Source organism: Magnetovibrio sp. PR-2 (genome assembly GCF_036689815.1).
In the GTDB taxonomy this organism is placed as follows: Bacteria; Pseudomonadota; Alphaproteobacteria; order Rhodospirillales; family Magnetovibrionaceae; genus Magnetovibrio.
In genome coordinates, this window is sequence record NZ_JBAHUR010000001.1 from 39,798 (window position 1) to 58,660 (window position 18,863).

At 53.5% G+C, this 18,863-nt stretch carries 20 protein-coding genes; 13 read left to right on the forward strand and 7 right to left on the reverse strand.

The features are described from left to right. The first annotated feature begins 54 nt into the window (after window positions 1-54). From V5T82_RS00220 to V5T82_RS00245, 6 genes are all read left to right on the forward strand, one after another. Entirely contained in the window at window positions 55-564 is a 510-nt protein-coding gene (locus tag V5T82_RS00220) for an invasion associated locus B family protein (RefSeq protein WP_332893561.1), read from the forward strand. Between the two features lie 44 nt (window positions 565-608). Continuing rightward, on the forward strand, window positions 609-1,742 hold the full coding sequence (rlmN, locus tag V5T82_RS00225; protein WP_332893562.1) for a dual-specificity RNA methyltransferase RlmN: 1,134 nt from the start codon (window positions 609-611) through the stop codon (window positions 1,740-1,742). A gap of 78 nt (window positions 1,743-1,820) precedes the next feature. Next, the gene (locus tag V5T82_RS00230) at window positions 1,821-2,486 is read left to right on the forward strand and encodes a TetR/AcrR family transcriptional regulator (RefSeq protein WP_332893563.1); all 666 of its coding nucleotides are present in this window, start codon (window positions 1,821-1,823) and stop codon (window positions 2,484-2,486) included. A 176-nt stretch (window positions 2,487-2,662) separates the two neighbouring features. Beyond that, window positions 2,663-3,229 (forward strand): carboxymuconolactone decarboxylase family protein, encoded by a 567-nt coding sequence (locus V5T82_RS00235; RefSeq protein WP_332893564.1) that lies wholly within the window; start codon window positions 2,663-2,665, stop codon window positions 3,227-3,229. A 117-nt stretch (window positions 3,230-3,346) separates the two neighbouring features. Then, window positions 3,347-4,036, forward strand: a complete 690-nt coding sequence (locus V5T82_RS00240) for a DsbA family protein (RefSeq protein WP_332893565.1) — start codon at window positions 3,347-3,349, stop codon at window positions 4,034-4,036. Between the two features lie 86 nt (window positions 4,037-4,122). Beyond that, a complete protein-coding gene (locus V5T82_RS00245; RefSeq protein WP_332893566.1) occupies window positions 4,123-5,334 on the forward strand; it encodes an argininosuccinate synthase in 1,212 nt (403 codons plus the stop codon). Between the two features lie 133 nt (window positions 5,335-5,467). On the opposite strand, the gene V5T82_RS00250 is transcribed toward V5T82_RS00245, so the two are convergent. The 3 genes from V5T82_RS00250 to V5T82_RS00255 form a co-directional block, all read right to left on the reverse strand. Next, entirely contained in the window at window positions 5,468-6,889 is a 1,422-nt protein-coding gene (locus V5T82_RS00250) for an ATP-binding protein (protein WP_332893567.1), read from the reverse strand. Window positions 6,890-7,015: 126 nt separating this feature from the next. Continuing rightward, a complete protein-coding gene (locus V5T82_RS18180) occupies window positions 7,016-7,138 on the reverse strand; it encodes a uracil-DNA glycosylase family protein (protein WP_442917125.1) in 123 nt (40 codons plus the stop codon). Further along, window positions 7,093-7,662, reverse strand: coding sequence for a uracil-DNA glycosylase family protein (locus V5T82_RS00255; RefSeq protein WP_503629695.1), 570 nt, complete (start codon window positions 7,660-7,662; stop codon window positions 7,093-7,095). The genes V5T82_RS18180 and V5T82_RS00255 overlap by 46 nt, the downstream gene beginning before the upstream one ends. On the opposite strand from V5T82_RS00255, the gene V5T82_RS00260 reads away from it, so the two are divergent. The 4 genes from V5T82_RS00260 (at window position 7,661) to V5T82_RS00275 (ending at window position 10,606) form a co-directional block, all read left to right on the forward strand. Continuing rightward, window positions 7,661-8,482 (forward strand): glucosaminidase domain-containing protein, encoded by an 822-nt coding sequence (locus V5T82_RS00260; RefSeq protein ID WP_332893569.1) that lies wholly within the window; start codon window positions 7,661-7,663, stop codon window positions 8,480-8,482. The two genes, V5T82_RS00255 and V5T82_RS00260, sit on opposite strands and share 2 nt — an antisense overlap. Before the next feature lie 101 nt (window positions 8,483-8,583). Next, window positions 8,584-9,054 carry a low molecular weight protein-tyrosine-phosphatase gene (locus V5T82_RS00265; protein ID WP_332893570.1) on the forward strand — a complete coding sequence of 157 codons (471 nt, stop codon included), beginning with the start codon at window positions 8,584-8,586 and terminating at the stop codon, window positions 9,052-9,054. 23 nt (window positions 9,055-9,077) lie between these two features. Further along, entirely contained in the window at window positions 9,078-9,947 is an 870-nt protein-coding gene (locus V5T82_RS00270; protein ID WP_332893571.1) for a fructosamine kinase family protein, read from the forward strand. After that, the gene (locus V5T82_RS00275; protein WP_332893572.1) at window positions 9,947-10,606 is read left to right on the forward strand and encodes an HAD family hydrolase; all 660 of its coding nucleotides are present in this window, start codon (window positions 9,947-9,949) and stop codon (window positions 10,604-10,606) included. The genes V5T82_RS00270 and V5T82_RS00275 overlap by 1 nt, the downstream gene beginning before the upstream one ends. Before the next feature lie 197 nt (window positions 10,607-10,803). Here the strand turns inward: V5T82_RS00275 and thpR are convergent, their stop codons facing one another. The 3 genes from thpR to V5T82_RS00290 are packed head-to-tail and all read right to left on the reverse strand — an operon-like array spanning window position 10,804 to window position 13,067. Continuing rightward, window positions 10,804-11,343, reverse strand: a complete 540-nt coding sequence (gene thpR / locus V5T82_RS00280) for an RNA 2',3'-cyclic phosphodiesterase (protein WP_332893573.1) — start codon at window positions 11,341-11,343, stop codon at window positions 10,804-10,806. Between the two features lie 27 nt (window positions 11,344-11,370). Then, window positions 11,371-12,429 carry an NADP(H)-dependent aldo-keto reductase gene (locus tag V5T82_RS00285; protein ID WP_442917023.1) on the reverse strand — a complete coding sequence of 353 codons (1,059 nt, stop codon included), beginning with the start codon at window positions 12,427-12,429 and terminating at the stop codon, window positions 11,371-11,373. A 50-nt stretch (window positions 12,430-12,479) separates the two neighbouring features. After that, window positions 12,480-13,067: an arylesterase gene (locus V5T82_RS00290; RefSeq protein WP_332893574.1), complete on the reverse strand. Its 588-nt coding sequence runs from the start codon at window positions 13,065-13,067 to the stop codon at window positions 12,480-12,482. 110 nt (window positions 13,068-13,177) lie between these two features. On the opposite strand from V5T82_RS00290, the gene V5T82_RS00295 reads away from it, so the two are divergent. The 3 genes from V5T82_RS00295 to V5T82_RS00305 all read left to right on the forward strand — a co-directional run bounded on the left by V5T82_RS00295 (window position 13,178) and on the right by V5T82_RS00305 (window position 17,266). Continuing rightward, window positions 13,178-13,891: an ABC transporter ATP-binding protein gene (locus V5T82_RS00295; RefSeq protein WP_332893575.1), complete on the forward strand. Its 714-nt coding sequence runs from the start codon at window positions 13,178-13,180 to the stop codon at window positions 13,889-13,891. Between the two features lie 4 nt (window positions 13,892-13,895). Next, window positions 13,896-16,445 (forward strand): ABC transporter permease, encoded by a 2,550-nt coding sequence (locus V5T82_RS00300; protein WP_332893576.1) that lies wholly within the window; start codon window positions 13,896-13,898, stop codon window positions 16,443-16,445. 98 nt (window positions 16,446-16,543) lie between these two features. Continuing rightward, window positions 16,544-17,266 carry a Bax inhibitor-1/YccA family protein gene (locus V5T82_RS00305; RefSeq protein WP_332893577.1) on the forward strand — a complete coding sequence of 241 codons (723 nt, stop codon included), beginning with the start codon at window positions 16,544-16,546 and terminating at the stop codon, window positions 17,264-17,266. Window positions 17,267-17,334: 68 nt separating this feature from the next. On the opposite strand, the gene V5T82_RS00310 is transcribed toward V5T82_RS00305, so the two are convergent. Then, on the reverse strand, window positions 17,335-18,036 hold the full coding sequence (locus V5T82_RS00310; protein ID WP_332893578.1) for a J domain-containing protein: 702 nt from the start codon (window positions 18,034-18,036) through the stop codon (window positions 17,335-17,337). Between the last annotated feature and the right edge of the window lie 827 nt (window positions 18,037-18,863).

The window sequence follows — 18,863 nt, forward strand, 5'->3', positions numbered from 1 at the left end:
GTTCCTTTTCGCGTCAAGACTTGCCCATCGAGCCTGAGCGCGTACACTATCACCATGATTCGCAAACACATTCCACTAACGGTTTTCTGTTCCCTGTGCCTCGCACCGGCCCTTGCCAGCGCTGAGGTCCTCTTGGAACGTGGGGATTGGCAAGCCATTCAAGAAATGGAAAATGGCAAACCCGTGTGTGTTATGTCGGCTTCGCCCCACACCGATAAGGGCAAGTACAAAAAACGCGGCACCATCTTAGCCATTATCACCCACCGCCCCAGTGAAAAGCGCATTGGTGAAGTTGGCTTTCAACAGGGCTACCCCCTCAAAGACGGCAGCCAAGCCAGCGCAATCATCGACGGCAAAACCACGTTTAAGCTGTTTGGCCAAGGTGAATACGCTTGGTCTTACGACAGTGCGGCGGACAAGGCCATCATCAAAGCCATGCGCGGCGGAAATTCATTGGTGGTCAAAGGCACGTCTTCGCGTGGCACGCAAACCACAGACACCTATTCGCTGAAGGGCTTCACGGCTGTTAATAACGCGCTCAACAAAGCCTGCGGCGTGCGCTAAGAATCTTTGCGGTTTTGCGCAAAAGCCCTTATATGAGGGCCATCATGACAGACACGCACACACCATTCTTATCTGACACCAAGCCCAATTTGATCGGCATGACCCGCGATCAGCTGGCCCAGGCCATGGTTGCCATCGGCGAAAAACCGTTTCGCTCCAAACAGGTGTGGAACTGGCTCTACATCCGTGGGGCGAAAGATTTTGCTTCCATGAGCAATCTGTCCAAGGCCATGCGCGACAAGCTTGAACAGGCGTATTGCCTCATCCGCCCCGAAATCGTTGAGCACTTGGTCAGCACAGACACCACACAAAAATGGCTCTTTCGGCTCAGTGATGGCAATGAAGTCGAAGCCGTCTTTATCCCCGAAGAGGGCCGTGGGGCCCTTTGTGTCTCCTCCCAGGTGGGCTGCACGCTCAATTGTGATTTCTGCAATACAGGCACGCAGCGCATGGTGCGCAATCTCACCGCGGCTGAAATTGTTGGGCAGTTGATGGTAGCACGCGACAGCAACGACGAATGGCCGTCCGACAATGACCGGCGCAAAATCACCAACATTGTGATGATGGGCATGGGTGAGCCGTTGATGAACTTCGACAACGTGCGTGATGCCTTGGACATTATCAAAGACAACGAAGGCCTATCCATTTCACGCCGCCGCATCACGTTGTCGACGTCTGGTATTGTGCCGGAAATCAAGCGCTGCGGTGATGAGATCGATGTGGACCTCGCCATCAGCCTACATGCGGCCCGCGATGAGCTGCGCAATACATTGGTGCCGATTAACAAAAAGTATCCCCTAGACACCCTGTTGAAGGCCTGCGCCGCTTATCCCGGTGCACGCAATTCGCGCCGCATCACCATGGAATATGTGATGCTCAAAGACGTCAACGATTCCGAAGACGATGCCCGCCTCCTGGCCCAGTTGATGAATACATATAAAATCCCTGCGAAGTTTAACCTGATCCCGTTTAACCCTTGGCCGGGCAGCAAGTACGAAACGTCGTCCAACAATGCCTGTCACAAGTTTTCTCGGATTTTGAATGACTTAGGCTACTCCGCACCGATCCGCCAACCCCGCGGGCGCGACATCATGGCGGCCTGTGGTCAGCTCAAATCGGCCAGCGAAAATCAAAAGCTTAAAGACTTACAAGCCAAACGCGCCACGGCGACGGCCTAACGCTTATGAGATTATTTTTGTACGTTCGTTTTAAAATGGCGTATTCTGTTTTCAGAGAACATACTGACTAGGTGCCCCATGGCCCGACCACAAAAATTCAATACGAACGACGTTTTGGACCAAGCCATGGATGTGTTTTGGCAAAAGGGCTACGACAACACGTCTGTGCAAGACTTGGTCGATGCCACGGGTCTCAATCGCGGCAGCCTCTACAATTCATTCGGTGACAAGGCCGATCTGTTTGCCGAAGTCCTTAAACGCTATCGCAACCAATCCCCCGCCGCACAGCTGGCGACGAAGGTGGACACGGCCCCGCCGCGCCAATGGATTGAAGATTTTTTGATGGCTTTGGTCGATCGCGCCAAGTCCGATCCAGATCACAAAGGTTGCCTGCTCACCAACACAGCTGCTGGGCTTTATGGCTGTGATCCCACCATGACATCTTTGGTTGATCAGACCTTAAAAGACTTAGAAAACATGTTTTCCACCGTTATCCGGCGGGGGCAAGCGAGCGGCCACATTTCTGCCGCCACATCCGCCGAAAGCTTAGCGCGTTTTTTCGTGACGACCGCCAATGGCATGAACGTCATGGCCAGTGCGCAGTGCGATACGGCTATGCTGCAAGACGTCGTCAGCCATGCGCTGTCTGTCTTGGGCGATCCCAGCGCCATTGAAAAGCCTACAAACCCCCAAACGGACACGGATGGGCTGGCTTTTCCCAGTGATCCCCCATCCCTTTATTGAACATTCAGTCAACAACCAATCTTCAACCCCCCTAATTTGCCCTTAAAATGTAGCCTTAAGCCCTTTTGCCTCCCTTCATTTTGAACGAGCGTTTAAAAATAGCTTGACCCACATGACTTTAGCGCGGCATGATGCTTTTAATATTTGAACAAACATTCAAAAACGGAGCGGCACTGATGTCCCTATTCCCCCTCAACACCAGAGAAACCGCGCCCCAGGGCTCTCACGCCGTTATGGACGCTTATGTCGAACGATTTGGGTTTGTCCCCAATCTCATCGGCATTTTGTCCAGTTCTCCGGCGGCGACCCAGGGTTATGCCCAGACCTACGGGCTGTTGGGTGAAACGGCGTTTAGTCTGGCTGAACAACAACTTTTGTTTTTAACTGTTTCGCGTGAAAACGGCTGTCAGTATTGCGTTGCGGCCCATACCATGGCGGGCCGCATGGCGGGACTGGACGAAGATAGCCTCAACGCCGTTCGTAACAGCCAACCCCTATTGGACCCCAAACTGGCAGCCCTTTCCGACTTCGCGGTTAAAGTGGTCAACAAACGCGGCCAACTCAACCACGACGACGTGCATGATTTTCTGGCTGCAGGCTATACGCAAGCCCAAATTCTAGATGTGTTGCTTGGCGTCGCCACAAAGACCATATCCAATTATATGAACCACATCGCCGAAACGCCACTTGACCCACAATTCGCTAAAGATGCGTGGGAGCCGCGCGTCAGTTCGGCAGCGTAAAAGTTTCCATGAGCAGACGCCGGTCCCCCCGGCCCTCTTCTCAAACGTTTGCGCACCACCCGGGGCCCTAGGCCTTCGTCGACGTTTTGAGAAGAGGCGCTCTTGTAAGGACGACACATGACGGACAGTTGCTCGATCGACACCCAAGCCCCCGAAACCCACACTGCTCAAGGTGATGACTTCGCACAAGGCAAACACGTCCTGTTTTTTGGCGACCCCATGTGTTCGTGGTGTTGGGGCTTTGCTCCAGAACTGAACCAGCTCGCCGAACAAACTCAAGGCCGTGCCACCCTTCACACCTTCATGGGCGGATTGCGGCCCGGCACGACCCAGCCCTGGGATGCACAGATGCGGGCCTACATCCGACAGCATTGGCAAGACGTGCAATCGCGCACAGGCCAACCGTTCGATTTTGCCCGCTTTGACGACGAGACCTTCGTCTACGACACAGAACCGAGTGCACGGGCCTTGGTCACGGTGCGCACACACGCGCCCGGTTGTGCTCTCGTCATGTACGAAGCCCTGCAACGCGCCTTTTATGCCGACAACCTAGACATCACAGATGCAACCGTGCTTGCGCGTCTGGCTGAAGCCTGTGGCATGGACAAATCTCTCTTTCTTCAAGACTTTGACACCCCTGACATGCGCCAAACCGTGCTCAACGACTATCGACGCACGCGCGAATTTGGCATCCAAGGCTTCCCTGCCGTGGTTTGCGCTGAAGACGGTCAGTATGCCGTCCTGACATTGGGCTATCGCCCTTACAGCGCCATGCAATCGGATTTTGAAGCCTGGCTTGACGCTTGATCTTGCCCACCGCTTAGATATGCGTATAGTGCGCCTAAAGGGACACACCGTTCCCCTCCCCAAACTTAATACAGAGGACACCCATCATGTCGGGCGATATCAAAAAGGTCGTTTTGGCTTACAGCGGCGGTTTGGATACCTCCATCATTCTGCGCTGGCTGCAAGAAACCTATAACTGCGAAGTCGTGACGTTCACCGCCGACTTAGGTCAAGGCGAAGAACTGGAACCCGCGCGCGAAAAAGCCGAAATGATGGGAATCAAAGAGATCTATATCGAAGATCTGCGCGAAGAATTTGTGCGTGATTATGTCTTCCCCATGTTCCGCGGCAATGCCTTGTACGAAGGCACCTATTTGCTGGGCACATCGATCGCCCGCCCACTGATCGCCAAACGCCAAATCGAAATCGCAAACGAAGTTGGTGCCGATGCCGTGTCCCACGGTGCGACGGGCAAAGGCAACGACCAAGTCCGCTTTGAGTTGGGTTATTACGCGTGCAAACCCGACATCAAAATCATTGCGCCCTGGCGCGAATGGGACCTAGCCTCGCGCACCGATTTGATCAACTACGCCGAAGCCCATCAAATTCCGGTGCCCAAAGACAAACGCGGCGAAAGCCCATTTTCTCAAGACGCCAACCTTTTGCACATTTCGTCCGAAGGCAAAATCCTCGAAGACCCATGGCAAGAACCAGACTATGACCTGATCTTGACCCGCATGGTCACGCCCATGGACGCACCGGATCAGCCCACCGAAATCACCATCGATTTTGAAAAAGGCGATCCGGTGGCCATCAACGGCGAAAAAATGAGCCCGGCTACCTTGCTCACCAAACTCAATGAGCTGGGTGGTGCCAACGGTATCGGCGCCATCGATATTGTCGAAAACCGCTTTGTCGGCATGAAATCACGTGGTGTCTACGAAACCCCGGGCGGCACGGTTCTGTTGCATGCGCGCCGCGCCATGGAAAGCCTGACAATGGACCGCGGTGCGGCTCACTTGAAAGACGAGCTGATGCCGCGTTATGCCGAGCTTATCTATAACGGCTTCTGGTTCGCCGCCGAGCGTGAAATGCTGCAAGTCGCCATCGACAAAGCCAACGAACGCGTGAGCGGCTCGGTGCGCATGAAGCTCTATAAAGGCAACACCATCATCACCGGTCGCAAATCGCCCTATTCCCTCTACGACGAAGATATTGTGACCTTCGAAGAAGACACGGTTTATGATCAACGTGATGCTGAGGGCTTTATTCGCCTCAATGCCTTGCGTTTGCGTCTAGGCTCTAAGTTGGGCATTTAGACCTTGCCAGAAAACATCAAAAAGGGGTTCATCAGAGCCCCTTTTTTTATATCCGCACATCAGTTGATCTTAATTCGTCAATGTTAGAATAAGATTATTCTATGTTCTGAAGTGTTTTATATATTTGATAAAATTACTTTTTTGGGTTGACCGATCCCGTGAGCAAGACTTGGCCCACCGCGTAACACCACAGGGACACAGGCATAAAGCCAATTTCATGGTCGCCGATGACGCGCTTGCCCGACATGTTGCGCGTGAGCGCCTTTGACGGTGTTGTGGGTTGGTTTTCATCCAAAAATTCCAACATGTCGCCCAAAACTTTGCTCGGCTTGGACATCGCTTTGTTGCTCCAGTCGATCTCTAGACATTTGACAGGCGTATTACCCTTCGCCGGCATCTCGACCAAAGCCACGTGTTTGTGTTTGCGCCCTTTTTTCCAAAAGGCATAGAACAAACGCTGGAATGTCGGCGAGTGCATAAATTGAGAAATCACCGCCGTTTCCGCCAGACGTGCCATGGCCTCATCACCGATGGCGACGGGGCCGGCTAAGCCTGCACGTAACGCCGGTGAGGTCAGATACACCTTGAACCGCGTTTGACGTTGAAACCGCTTGGATTCCCCATCAACCCGCCAGATGCGTTTGATCAGATAGGAATCTTCCAAAAACTCTAAATACTTTCGCAGTGTGTTTTTGGCAACGCTCATATCGCGTGAGAGATTTTCGATGCTGGTTTCAATGCCCGATTCCAGCGCCAAGCGGGTCATCAGTTTTGCCACCTCGCGTTGGTCGGCAATGCCGCTGAGCCCGGCCAAGTCGCAGTGCAAAATCTTCGACGCCACATCCACCGAATTGGTGCGCTGATCGCCAACCGCAAACGCGACCTCCGGAAAACCGCCCGCATTGACGTAATCGACAAAGTGATTGTTCAAAGCATCCAGATCCGTCAAACGGCCTTGAGCATCAAAGAGTTTGTCCCGGATACGTTTGATGTGCAGATATTCGACAAACAACACGGGCGGCAGCACCGCATGGCTGAACGGTCCGGGCGCTTTGCGTTTTTTACCCTCTGGCGTCGGGATGAGCGTGTCTTCGGCCGGCATCAATGCGCTGACCGCAGTGATGCGGCAAGTCGGACGGGCGCGCGCCAGTTCGTCTAATCGTTTTTCCCATTCGGGCACATTGTGCATGTCGTCCAAGAAGACATAGGCGCCTGCACCGCCTTCGCCGACGCCCGCGGCTTCGAAAGCCTGGTCCAACAATTCGATCAAAGGATGGTTCGCAAAAGCCGGATTGTCCAAACGGAGATATATGAGTTGTTCGGGGGGAACCCCAAGATCCATCAGCAGATTGATCACCTGCTTGATTAAGACGGATTTACCAGACCGGCCCGGTCCAGCCAAAACGGCAGCCAATCCACCGCCAGCGCGCACACGTTGGGTAAATGGCTGAACAAAAGCCCGGCGCGCCACACGCTTCACAGCAATGTCTATGGCGCCAGTTGTCCACCACGCATTGTCCAGGATCAGCCGATTTTTATAATCAACATCAAGCATTTAAATCCCCAACGACAAAACCGCCAGCGCAAAACGGCTGTCTTTTTCAACCCAATAATAAGGCAAACTATATGATTTTATCTTATTTTTCAATACTAAATTACTGAATTTAAACCTTCTTTTGTCTTATCTTTTGTTTTTTAATTCTTTAATTGTTTGACGTAATTTGGGTAGTCTCTCGCGCTCAAACCACACATTCTTTTTCATCCAAGACGTATTTCGCCAACTGGGGTGTGGCAGGGGGAAAATCGATGGGGCGTACTCTTGGCCACACGCACCGTTTGCGTCATGGTTCTTTTCCGCGCATCTCCCAGGTATACTTTTTGCGCATACATCCCGATCAGCAAGGTCAATTCAATATTGGGCAAGACGGCTTTTAAGCGGTCATGCCATAGCGGCGCGCATTCCGGGCGCGGCGGGTTATCGCCGCCGTTTGGTACGCGGCCGGGATAACAAAAACCCATGGGCATAATGGCGAACTTGTTTGAATCGTAAAAGGATTCTCGATCGACATTCAACCAATCCCGCAACCGATCACCGGAGGCATCATTCCACGGTATGGACGTTTTGTGCACTTTGGTTCCCGGTGCTTGACCGATGATCAAGACCTTTGCGCCAACCCCTGCACGCACAACGGGATTTGCCCCTAAAGGCAGGTCCTTGGCACAGGTCCGACACGCGCGAATTTCTCCAAGAAGGGCTTTGAGATCATCCATGATTGCGCCATGATGCGCGCTCTTCCAACACTCGTCCACCGTCCCGGAACACATCATGCGTTTGGCCCTGCACAATCCCTATGTCTTAGCCCTCGCCGCAGTTGCGGCTCTGTTGGTCATAGCTGGTCTTGTGTGGACGGTCTTAGCCCCGCCCGCTCCGCCGCAATTGGCGATGCAAATCGCAGATGCACGGTCTGTTTTGGATCACGCACGCGCACAGGGGCGCATTCACCCCCTGCCCTACGCGGTTCAAATCCCAAAGGGTGATGGAGTCACAACAGATGAGCGCAAGACTCTTTTCATGGCCAAGCTTTTGCCGCTCATTGTCGCCGAAAACGACCGCATATCCACACAACGCCGGCAGCTTTTGACGACCACGATTGCCCCGGCACAACTCAATGCGCTGGGGCTCGCCTATGGCCTAAAGCCGAAAACTACATCTAAGGATAGTTTGCTTTCCAGAGTTGACACGCTGCCGGTTTCTTTGGTTTTGGCGCAAGCCGCCATTGAATCGGCTTGGGGCACGTCGCGGTTTGCTCAAGACGGCAATGCCTATTTTGGCGAACGCACATTTGACCCAGACGCACCTGGGCTGACGCCGAAGCGCGCGAGTGGATTTAAGGTCAAGAGTTTCGACACGGCTCAGCTGTCTGTGCGCTCCTATATGCGCACTCTAAATACGCACCGCGCCTATTCAGCCTTGCGTCAACGCCGCGCACACCTGCGCGCTGGAAACGCACCCGTGCTGGGCCCGGATCTGGCCCAATATCTCAAAGATTATTCTGAAATTGGTAACAATTACATACTCTTAATCGAACGCACAATTTCGGGTAATGATCTGTACGCCTTTGATCAGCTTTTGTTATCCACGCATTGACCTCAAAATAATCAACCTGCACCTACACCTTCGAGGGTTGTGAGTGCCCTGGCGCACCCGGATAATTCCTGCCGTCAGAGCCCGTCCCCAGGAGAACAAACGTGGTCAACGTCCTTTTTGTATGTCTTGGCAACATTTGCCGATCCCCCACCGCCGAAGGCGTTTTTCGCGATCTGGTTGAACGCGAAGGTTTGGCCGATCAGATCACCATCGACAGTGCGGGAACACACGCCTATCACGTCGGCGAACAACCCGACCGCCGCGCACAAGCCGAAGCCCAACGGCGCGGCATTGACATCAGTGCCCTGCGCGGCCGCCAAGCGCGGCCACAGGATTTTCAAACCTTCGACTATGTCTTGGCCATGGACCGCTCCAACCACGACAACCTCATGTCCATCTGTCCTTTGGGCAGTGAAGAGCGTCTCGCCATGTTCTTAGACTTTGCGCCGAACGTGGATCGTCGCGAAGTCCCTGATCCTTATTATGACGGTGGTTTCAACAAAGTATATGACATGATTGAGAAAGCCGCACAGGGTTTACTTGCCGATATTCGGACCAATCACCTCTCCTAACACTCCGCAAAAGAGGAGCCCCGGTGAGCGCCAACCGACACGCCCGATTGTCCCATTTGGTGGGGGCCGAAATTGACGAGCTTCAGCCCCTTTCTGGCGGGTGTGTCGGCGATGTCAACCGGGCGGAGTTGTCAGACGGGCGCACTGTGGTGATCAAATCCGCCCCCGAAGGCACAGACGAAGCCCAAGGCATTCATGTCGAAGGGGACATGCTGATTTATTTGCGTACGCATTCTCACTTGCCGGTCCCCGACGTCCTCGCCAGAACGGACGGGGCTCTGGTGATGGAATATCTCAACACCGGGGGCGGGCTTAGCGCGCGCGTTCAAGACGACGCAGCGCACCATGTCGCCAAGCTCCACGATATTTCGACTGACGACGGCTTTGGCTTTGATTTTGACACGGTCATTGGCGGACTGCACCAACCCAACCCTTGGACCCCATCATGGGTCGATTTTTTCCGCGATCAGCGCCTCATGTCTATGGGGCGCGACGCAGAGCGCGTCGGGCGTATGCCGACGCTACTGCTAAACCGCTTAAGCCAATTTTGTGAAAACTTGGATCGTTGGATTCTTGAGCCGCCGAGCCCCAGCTTGCTCCACGGCGATATGTGGTCAGGAAATGTGTTGAGCGCACAACACCGCATCACCGGTTTTATCGACCCGGCCATTTATTTCGGGCATGCAGAAATCGAGCTTGCCTTTACCACCCTATTTTCTACGTTTGGGCGGCCTTTTTTCGATGAATATCAAAAGCTACGCGCTATCGAGCCGGGATTTTTCGAAGAACGTTTGGACATTTACAACCTCTATCCGCTATTGGTTCATGTCCGCTTGTTTGGCGGCTCTTATGTCGGCTCGGTTGAACGTACTCTGCGAAAGTTTGGATTTTGATGCCTCCCCAATTGGTGATTTTTGACTGTGACGGCGTCTTGGTCGACAGCGAGATGATCGCATCGCGTCAACTGGCCGCTTACCTCACCGAACTGGGAAGAGACACGTCGGCGGCCGAGTGCCGTGCGACGTTTACCGGTATGTCGATCAAATCCGTCGGCGAACATGTCCGCCGGGATTGGGACATGACTTTACCTGAGGACTTTGTTGAACAGCTCCGCCTGCGCGACATCGACGCCTTCACCCGTGAACTGCTGCCCATCGCCGGCGTCCGCGACGTCATAGAGACCCTAAAATCCCAGCAGATCCCCATCTGTGTGGCCTCCAGCGGCACGCCGGAAAAAATACGCCACTCACTGACCATCACGCAATTGCTCGACCTCTTCGACGACAAGCTCTTTAGCGCAACGCAAGTCACCCATGGCAAGCCCGCTCCTGATTTGTTTGAACTTGCTGCCTCCAAAATGGGGGCGACGCCCGCGCAATCCGTCGTTATTGAAGACGCAGCGCCAGGCGTTCAAGGTGGTGTGGCTGCCGGAATGACTGTTTTGGGATTTACGGGCGGCAGTCATTGCACTCAAGAAAGTCGCGAGGCCTTGATCAGCGCCGGAGCTGAGGACGTATTTGCAACAATGAACGAATTACGCACCTACTTTTAATAAGTCTCTTAATTTTACAAATATATCAATTGCTTATGATTAAATTCAAATAAAATATTTATTATTGGAATTTTCAACTTCGAGTGAAAAACCATATATTGACTTATAAGTAGGTACTTCTTTTTGAACTCTTCAACACACTTATCACACAACCATTTAAAGCTATTTAGAAACCGCACTGTTCTTATTTAGTAAACTTAATTATGATATTTAATCAACGGGTTATACATAGGTCCACGATGTGTAATGACACTCTCAAACAAGGTAAAACCCAGCCCTTCAAAGGTTTCTACCTTTAGATCAGCATGCGCCTCTAGATAGTCCGCGAAGCGAAATTGCGATACAGCACCGCGGCGAAACCGCGCCAAGGTGACATGTGGCTGATATTTTCGGTGTTCCGGCTCTAATCCTGCCCGAATCAATACACCGTCAATGGTGCGGTGAAGGTCTGTCAACGTCCCCTGGGGGTGATCCTTCACTCCCGCCCAAAGGGAATGCGGCGGACGGCCAAAGGTCCCAACGCCCACAAGGGACAATGCATAGGGCTGGACACGCACGACCTCCAGAGCTTTAGCAAGGTCTTCAGCCACATTTTCATCGACTTCGCCAATAAATCGCAAAGTGATGTGCATGTTATCTGGCGCGACCCAACGGGCCTCAGGCAGACCATTTTGTATTAAAATCAACTGATTAGATGCGTTCTCGGGTATTTGAATCCCGACAAAGAGCCGTATCATGTGCGCCGCTCCCTTTCACAAAAGCGCTTACGGTGCTGGGTTGGGGATGGCCGTATGAACGACTTCAATTTCCGCCAGGATCTCATCACTCAACTCAACGTCGATTGAAGCGATGTTTTCTTTCAGCTGCTCCATCGTCGTCGCGCCAACGATGTTTGAGGTCAAGAACGGCTGACGGTTGATGAAAGCCAATGCCATGGTCGCTAAATTAAGATCAAACTTCTGGCTAACAGCAGCGTAAGACTCAACTGCAGATGCACATAAGTCTCTTAAATAACGGTCAAAATAAGGAAATAAGGTTAGCCGAGCACCTTCAGGCCGCGCGCCGCGCAAGTATTTACCGCTGAGCACGCCAAACGCCAAAGGTGAGTACGCCAACAGACCGCATTGTTCGCGGACTGACACTTCAGCCAGCCCGACTTCATAAGTCCGGTTAAGCAGATTGTATGGATTTTGTACCGAAGCCACCCGGGGCAACCCGAGGCGTTCAGACAGCTCAACGTATTTCATCACGCCCCAAGGGGTCTCGTTCGACACGCCGACGGCGCGAATTTTCCCGGCTTTGTGCGCGTCGGAGAGCGCTGACAACGTTTCTTCCAGCGGCGTCCAATCGGCCTGATCGCTGTGCTCGTAGTTCAAACGCCCAAAAAAGTTGGCGGGACGTTCCGGCCAGTGGATTTGATAAAGATCGATGTAATCCGTTTGTAGACGGCGCAAGCTTTCGTCTATTGCTTTGGAAATATTGGCTTTATCCAGTCTCATAGAACCCGGACGCATATAATCGACCGGCGGGTTTTGACCGTTCGCATTTTTACACGCGATTTTTGTCGCCAAAACCACCTTGTCCCGACCGCCACGGGCTTTGAGCCAGTTGCCAATGATGGTTTCCGTCGCCCCATAGGTTTCAGCGGTGGGTGGAACACTGTACAGCTCCGCCGTATCAAAGAAATTCACCCCTTGGGCTAGGGCGTAATCCATTTGCTCGAAAGCGTCATCTTGGGTGTTTTGACGCCCCCACGTCATGGTTCCCAAACAAATACGGCTCACATCGAGGCCGGTTTTTCCCAATGCACTGTACTTCATCATAAATCCTTATATATTCAAATATAGAAATACTAATTATCAAGCACAAAGAGTTACTTGATAACAGATATGATTTTATTTTTTATGCGTTTAACAATTATTTCCACACCCTTCGCATTGGGGTGAATCCCGTCTTTTTGGTTCAATTGGGGCAGAGCGGCAACATTTTCCAGAAAAAACGCATCGAGGGCGACGCCATGCTTTTGCGCCAGATCTGGATAGATGGAATTAAACTCACGGCCATAATCTTCCCCTAAGTTTGGGGGTGCCACCATACCCGTCAACAGAACCGGGATGTTACGTGTTTTCAGCGTGGCGACGATCCAGTCAAGGTTTTCCCGCGTTTGCGCAGGATCTAGGCCTCTCAGTCCATCGTTCGCGCCCAGTTCCACAATCACGCCGTCAACCGGTGTTGCTAACAACCATTCCAGCCGCGAACGCCCACCTGCGGAGGTGTCACCGGAAACGCCACCGTTGATCACCACGACATTATGACCGTCAGCCTGCAAAGCCGCTTGCAATTGCACCGGAAACGCGTCTTTTTGATCTAATCCATAACCTGCGGTGAGACTGTCGCCCAATGCCAAGACCACCTTGGCTTTTTCCGCTTCACCGGCCTGTACACCGTGCGGTGTTAACACAATAGCCGCACACACGAGACATATATTGACAAGCTTGCTCAGCGGGCCATATCCCCTAAAGCTAAAGAAACCGCGCAAAATAGTACTCAAATTCATCACAAGGCTGTCCTATGCCCGATATGCAAACCACATCGTCATCTGCCATTCATTTAAATGACGTTCACTTGAGACTTAACAGTGATGCGGGCGAGGTCAATATCTTGCGTGGAATAAATCTCGACATCGCACGCGGTGAAACCATCGGTTTAGTCGGGCCTAGCGGGTCCGGAAAAACATCCTTGCTGATGGTGATCGCCGGACTGGAACGCGCCAGCGCGGGCCAAATCCAAGTCGCTGGGAACGACATCACCAATCTCAGCGAAGACCAATTGGCGCTGTTTCGGCGCGAACACACGGGTATTGTCTTTCAAAACTTCCATCTGGTGCCAACCATGACGGCGTTGGAAAACGTCGCCCTGCCCCTCGAATTCGCGGGGCGCAAGCACGCCTTTGAAGCGGCGCGGGATCAGCTGGACGCTGTGGGTCTGTCCCATCGCCTTGAACACTACCCCGGCCAATTGTCGGGTGGTGAACAGCAACGGGTCGCTTTGGCCCGTGCTTTTGTCACGGAACCGACCTTGTTGTTGGCGGACGAACCAACGGGAAACCTGGACGGCAAAACTGGCGAAACCGTGATGGAGCTGTTGTTCGATTTGCACAAACGCAAAAATACCACGTTGGTATTGATCACCCATGCCCCGGTTTTGGCGGAACAATGCTCGCGCATCCTCACCATGTTGGACGGCGAGATCGTCAACGATGCTCAAGCGGGGGTCTCGTCTTAAATCCATGGGAGCACATTCACCAAAATCCAACTTCGCCCTAGCTTGGCGCATCGCCCAACGAGAGATGCGAACGGGATTGACGGGCTTTCGGGTTTTTTTGATCTGCCTCACCTTGGGCGTCGGCGCCATTGCGGCTGTCGGTTCCCTTTCCCAAGCGGTCACCTCGGGCCTTTATAAAGACGCCCGGATTTTGTTGGGCGGCGATATCGACATCTCTCAGCGCCATGTGAAACTATCACCGGATGAACTGGACTACCTCACACAGAACAGTTCGGCGCAATCATCGACCATTGAAATGAAGGCCATGGCGCAAACCGGAAGCGGGGCGTCGGGCACACGCGCACTTGTGGAACTCAAAGGCGTTGACAGCGCGTACCCTTTGGTTGACCAGGTCGGCTTAGAGCCCCCCCACCCCTTACAAGACCAGCTGGCACAACGGGGTGGGCTTTGGGGCGCGGTGATCGATCGCGGTTTGTTGATCAAATTGGACGTCCAATTGGGCGATACGATCCGTGTCGGCCAAACCACGTATGAACTGCGCGGTACCATCACCCGCGAGCCCGATCGGGTTGCGTCTATCGTCAATTTTGGCCCTCGGTTTATGGTCTCCAGTGCTTCACTGGAAGAAACCGGCCTGATCCAACCGGGCAGTCAAATCCGCTATCGCCAGCGCATTATGGTGCAACCGGGCCAAACCGCAGAGGGCTTCACTGCAGAACTAAAAGCTGCTTATCCAGATGCCAGCTGGCGCATCCATGGCCCGGGCAACGCGGCACCCGGGCTACAGAGGTTCATCGATCGGCTGACCTTGTTTTTAACCTTTGCAGGCCTGACCGCGTTGTTGGTTGGCGGCATCGGGGTTTTAAGTGCCGTCAAAAGCTACCTCGACACCAAAACCACCACCATCGCCACGCTCAAATGTCTCGGCGCGCCCAGCGCATTGGTGTTCCAAGCTTATCTTCTTCAGATCTCCGCCATTACCCTGATCGCCATAGGTTTGGGGTTGAGTCTGGGGGCGCTCCTGCCCATCGCGGGAATTGAGCTGGTCAAAGACCACCTCCCCGTCGCTCCACAAGTTGGTCTGTACCCCGAAGCTCTCTTAAAGGCCGCTGTGTTCGGTCTGCTGGTGTCGCTAACCTTTACGCTGTGGCCCTTGGCCCAAGCCCAAGAAACACCGGCGGCCAATTTGTTTCGCACTAATGTCGCACCGCTGACCCAACGCCCACAGTTGCGCTATGCCCTGGCTGTTGCCCTAGGCGCACTGGGACTTGGCGCGCTGGTGGTCTTTTGGTCCCAAGAACAAAACTTTGCCTACTGGTTCGTCGCCGTCAGCATGGCAACGGTGTTTTTGCTGCACTTAGGGGCCTTGTTCGTGATGCAACTCGCGCGCAAAATCCCGGCCTCAAACAGTGCCGTCATACGCCTGGTGCTTGCCAACCTGCATCGCCCAGGCACGTCGACACCGTCCGTGGTGCAAGCCTTGGGCGTTGGACTGTCAGTTCTGGTCGGCGTGGCGTTAATCCAAAGCAACATCTCCAAACAAGTTCAAGACTCCATCCCCGATCAGGCCCCCGCCTATTTTTTCATCGACATTCAACCTCACCAAGTCGCTGACTTCGATCAAGTGCTAACGGACCTTGACGGCACCCACGATTTGTTGCGCAAACCGTCTTTGCGGGGGCGCATCGTCAAAATCGACGGCGTTCCTGTGGATCAAGTGGACGTGGCGCAAAATGTGCGCTGGGCCGTGCGCGGCGACCGCGCCCTGTCTTATGCGCAAACCCCCACTGAAGGCACCGCGTTCGTGGCCGGTGAATGGTGGCCACAAGATTACCAAGGCCCTCCACTCATTTCCATGGACGCAAATGTCGCCAAGGGCTTCGGTGTCGGCGTTGGGGACACCTTAAGCGTCAATGTCTTGGGCCGAGAAATCACGGCCGAGATCACATCACTGCGCAAGATCGATTGGCGCACACTGCGGTTTGACTTTGCCATTATCTTTGCTCCCGGAACACTCGAAGGCGCGCCTCACACCCATATTGCTGCGATTAAAGCCACCGAAGCCGCTGAGCCCGACATCGAACGCGTCGTCGCCGACAACTTCGCCAACATCTCCGCCATTCGTGTGCGCGACGCCTTAGCCGCCGCCAACCGTTTGATTGCCGGCATCGGCACGGCGGTTACCGGCACGGCATCGGTCACGGTCTTGGCCGGCATCATTGTTTTAGGCGGCACCATCGCCGCAGCACGCACGCGCAGAATCTACGACAGCGTCGTTTTTAAAGTCTTAGGCGCCACACGACGCCAGATCATGGGCGCTTTTTTGTTGGAATATGGTCTTTTGGGTCTGTTTACGGGAATTGTTGGGGCTGGCGTCGGCACGTTGATCAGCTGGGCCGTGATTGTACAAATCATGGGCATGAAGTGGTCGTTTATCCCCCAAGACGCCCTCATCACCGTGTTTGGCGCTATCTTGCTCACCCTTTTGATGGGCTTTTTCGGCACGTGGCGCGCGCTCGGCCAAAAGGCCAGCGGTCACCTGCGCAACGAATAGTACGTATTTCACACCGATTTCATCCAGTTGCCCTTGAATTGCCTCAAAATCCTGACATATTACATTTAACGTAATTTAACTGATGGAGTGAACGCCAGATGGCTTTCGAACCGCAAAACCAAACCATCCTGCGGACAGACACCCGCGCAGGAACCATGGAAATCGACCAAGGCCTGCGCAGCTACATGCTGAAGGTCTACAACTACATGGCGTCCGGCCTGGCTTTGACTGGCATCGTCGCCATGTTCACCGCCAGCTCTGAAACCATGATCCAAGCGATTTATGGTACGCCGCTGCAATGGGTGGTCATGCTGGCTCCTCTCGGCTTTATCCTGTTTATGTCTTTCGGCATCCACAAAATGAGCGCTGCCACTGCTCAGGCCCTGTTTTGGGCCTTCGCTGCCGTCATGGGCCTGTCCATGGCCTGGATCTTCTTGGTCTTTACCGGCGCTTCGGTCGCACGCGTCTTCTTCATCACGGCAGGTATGTTTGCGGGTATGAGCTTGTACGGCTACACCACCAAGCGTGACCTGTCCGGCTTTGGCTCATTCCTGTTCATGGGATTGATCGGCATTATCATTGCTTCGATCGTCAACATCTTCTTGGAATCCACGGCTCTGCAATTTGTGATATCCGGCGTTGGTGTATTGGTCTTCACCGGCCTGACCGCATGGGATACGCAACAAATCAAAGCCATCTACAGCGAAGCCGACAGCCCGGAAGTGGCTAAGAAAAAAGCCATCAACGGTGCCCTGCGCTTGTATTTAGACTTCATCAACCTGTTCATGATGTTGCTACAATTGCTGGGTAATCGCGAATAAACTGAGACCATAAACATCACAAAAACCGCCCAGCGATCTGGGCGGTTTTTTTGTGCCTGATTTCAGAGTTACCCCACAGGCCCGCGCAGGCGCTCCATGGCGGCGTTGAGTTGGCTCATGCGTTGGTGGGAACCGTCTTGGCTATCTGGGTGGTAAATCGTCGCCAAACGCCGAAAACGACTGCGCACCTCTGCAGCATTGGGATAGGTGCCCGGCTGAAAACCCAAAACATAGAGCGCCTGTTCACGCGACAGGACACCGTCTTCCAGGGGCTCGAAGTAGAGCGACTGCACAACGGCTCGCAAGCGTTCCAATTCATCATGGGTTTCGCGCAAAAGCTTTTGCTGCGCCTCGTGTTCCATGCGTTGGTCATCCAGCGTTGCCTGGCTTTCGACACCAATGTTCATGTGACCCCGGTCAATGGCCATGGCCAGGCTTAGGGCCTTGCGCACAGTTTCGATGTCGAACCCCGGGCTCATGCGAACCTGAAGACGCGGCTTACGCCGCCACGGTTTACCCGCAGAGCGCCCAGATTGAAGAATAACCGTTTCGCGGTCGTCACGTGCCGGATCACCCGGGTCTGGTGCCCGCGCAATGGCCTCTTGGGACACCATCAGGACCACAGAGCGCGCCAAGTCCGCCACGTTGCACCCTTTGCGTTCTGCCAAAGCCAAAACCTCATCACGAAACCGGCTGGAGCACGGCACCGTATAGGAATGTTTATTGGTGCGGGCCGGCGGCCTGTTCTCACGTGCTGTGCCGTTTTCCATTCGCTCTTGCTCACCATCCGTCATGTAACGTACATACCGATGCGCAGATTCCTTTGTAAGCGCATCACACCCCACCAGTTTAAGACACTACCGCAACCAATCAACTGCAAATGCAGTTATTTTGTCGAAATTTACGCGGTTTGGTTAATAAAGCGTTGCAAGTTAGACGGTTAAGTTAATGTATTGGTTTAAGAAAATACTCTAACTATAAACAAATCAAGCAATTATATTCACTTAATTCATTTTTAGGAAAACTGCGTGGAGGCCCAGTTCGGGGCTAGAGCTCTCATTAAAAACATGAAACTTGAGCCATTTATCCTGTCACGGCCCCCTCCTTTGCACCTTTCCCTACCCGTTAACTGCAAAAGAAGTTGGCTGCTCGTCCTCAAACTTTCGGGGCAATCCCGTCCAACGCAGATTTTCCACAACAGCGCCGGGTTAAGACCCCTCTGGCGCAGGATTTTTGTCTTGGCAGAGGTCGGTGTGCAGCATCCACAAGGCCGCGGCCATGAGGCGGGCGTTTATATTTCATTAACCATAACCCGTCGGCTCCAATCCAGATCGCATCCGGGCTCCGACAGGGCTGTGCATATGCCCGCAGACTGATCCGGCGTCGGTCTTCGACTGAGAGAGGTCTGTCCTCACAGGCCTTAGCACTGCGCGTCAAATTGTCGCACAACCCAGCGTTTCGATTTCGTAATGGTTTAGATTTTTATTTTATTTTCAAAGAGATCGTCAGATGCTGTTACGCAAAGTACGCCTTGATCACGCGGTGAAGGTTGCCCGCCTGCTGTTGTCTCGCGGCTAACGTTCTTGCGCCCAACACC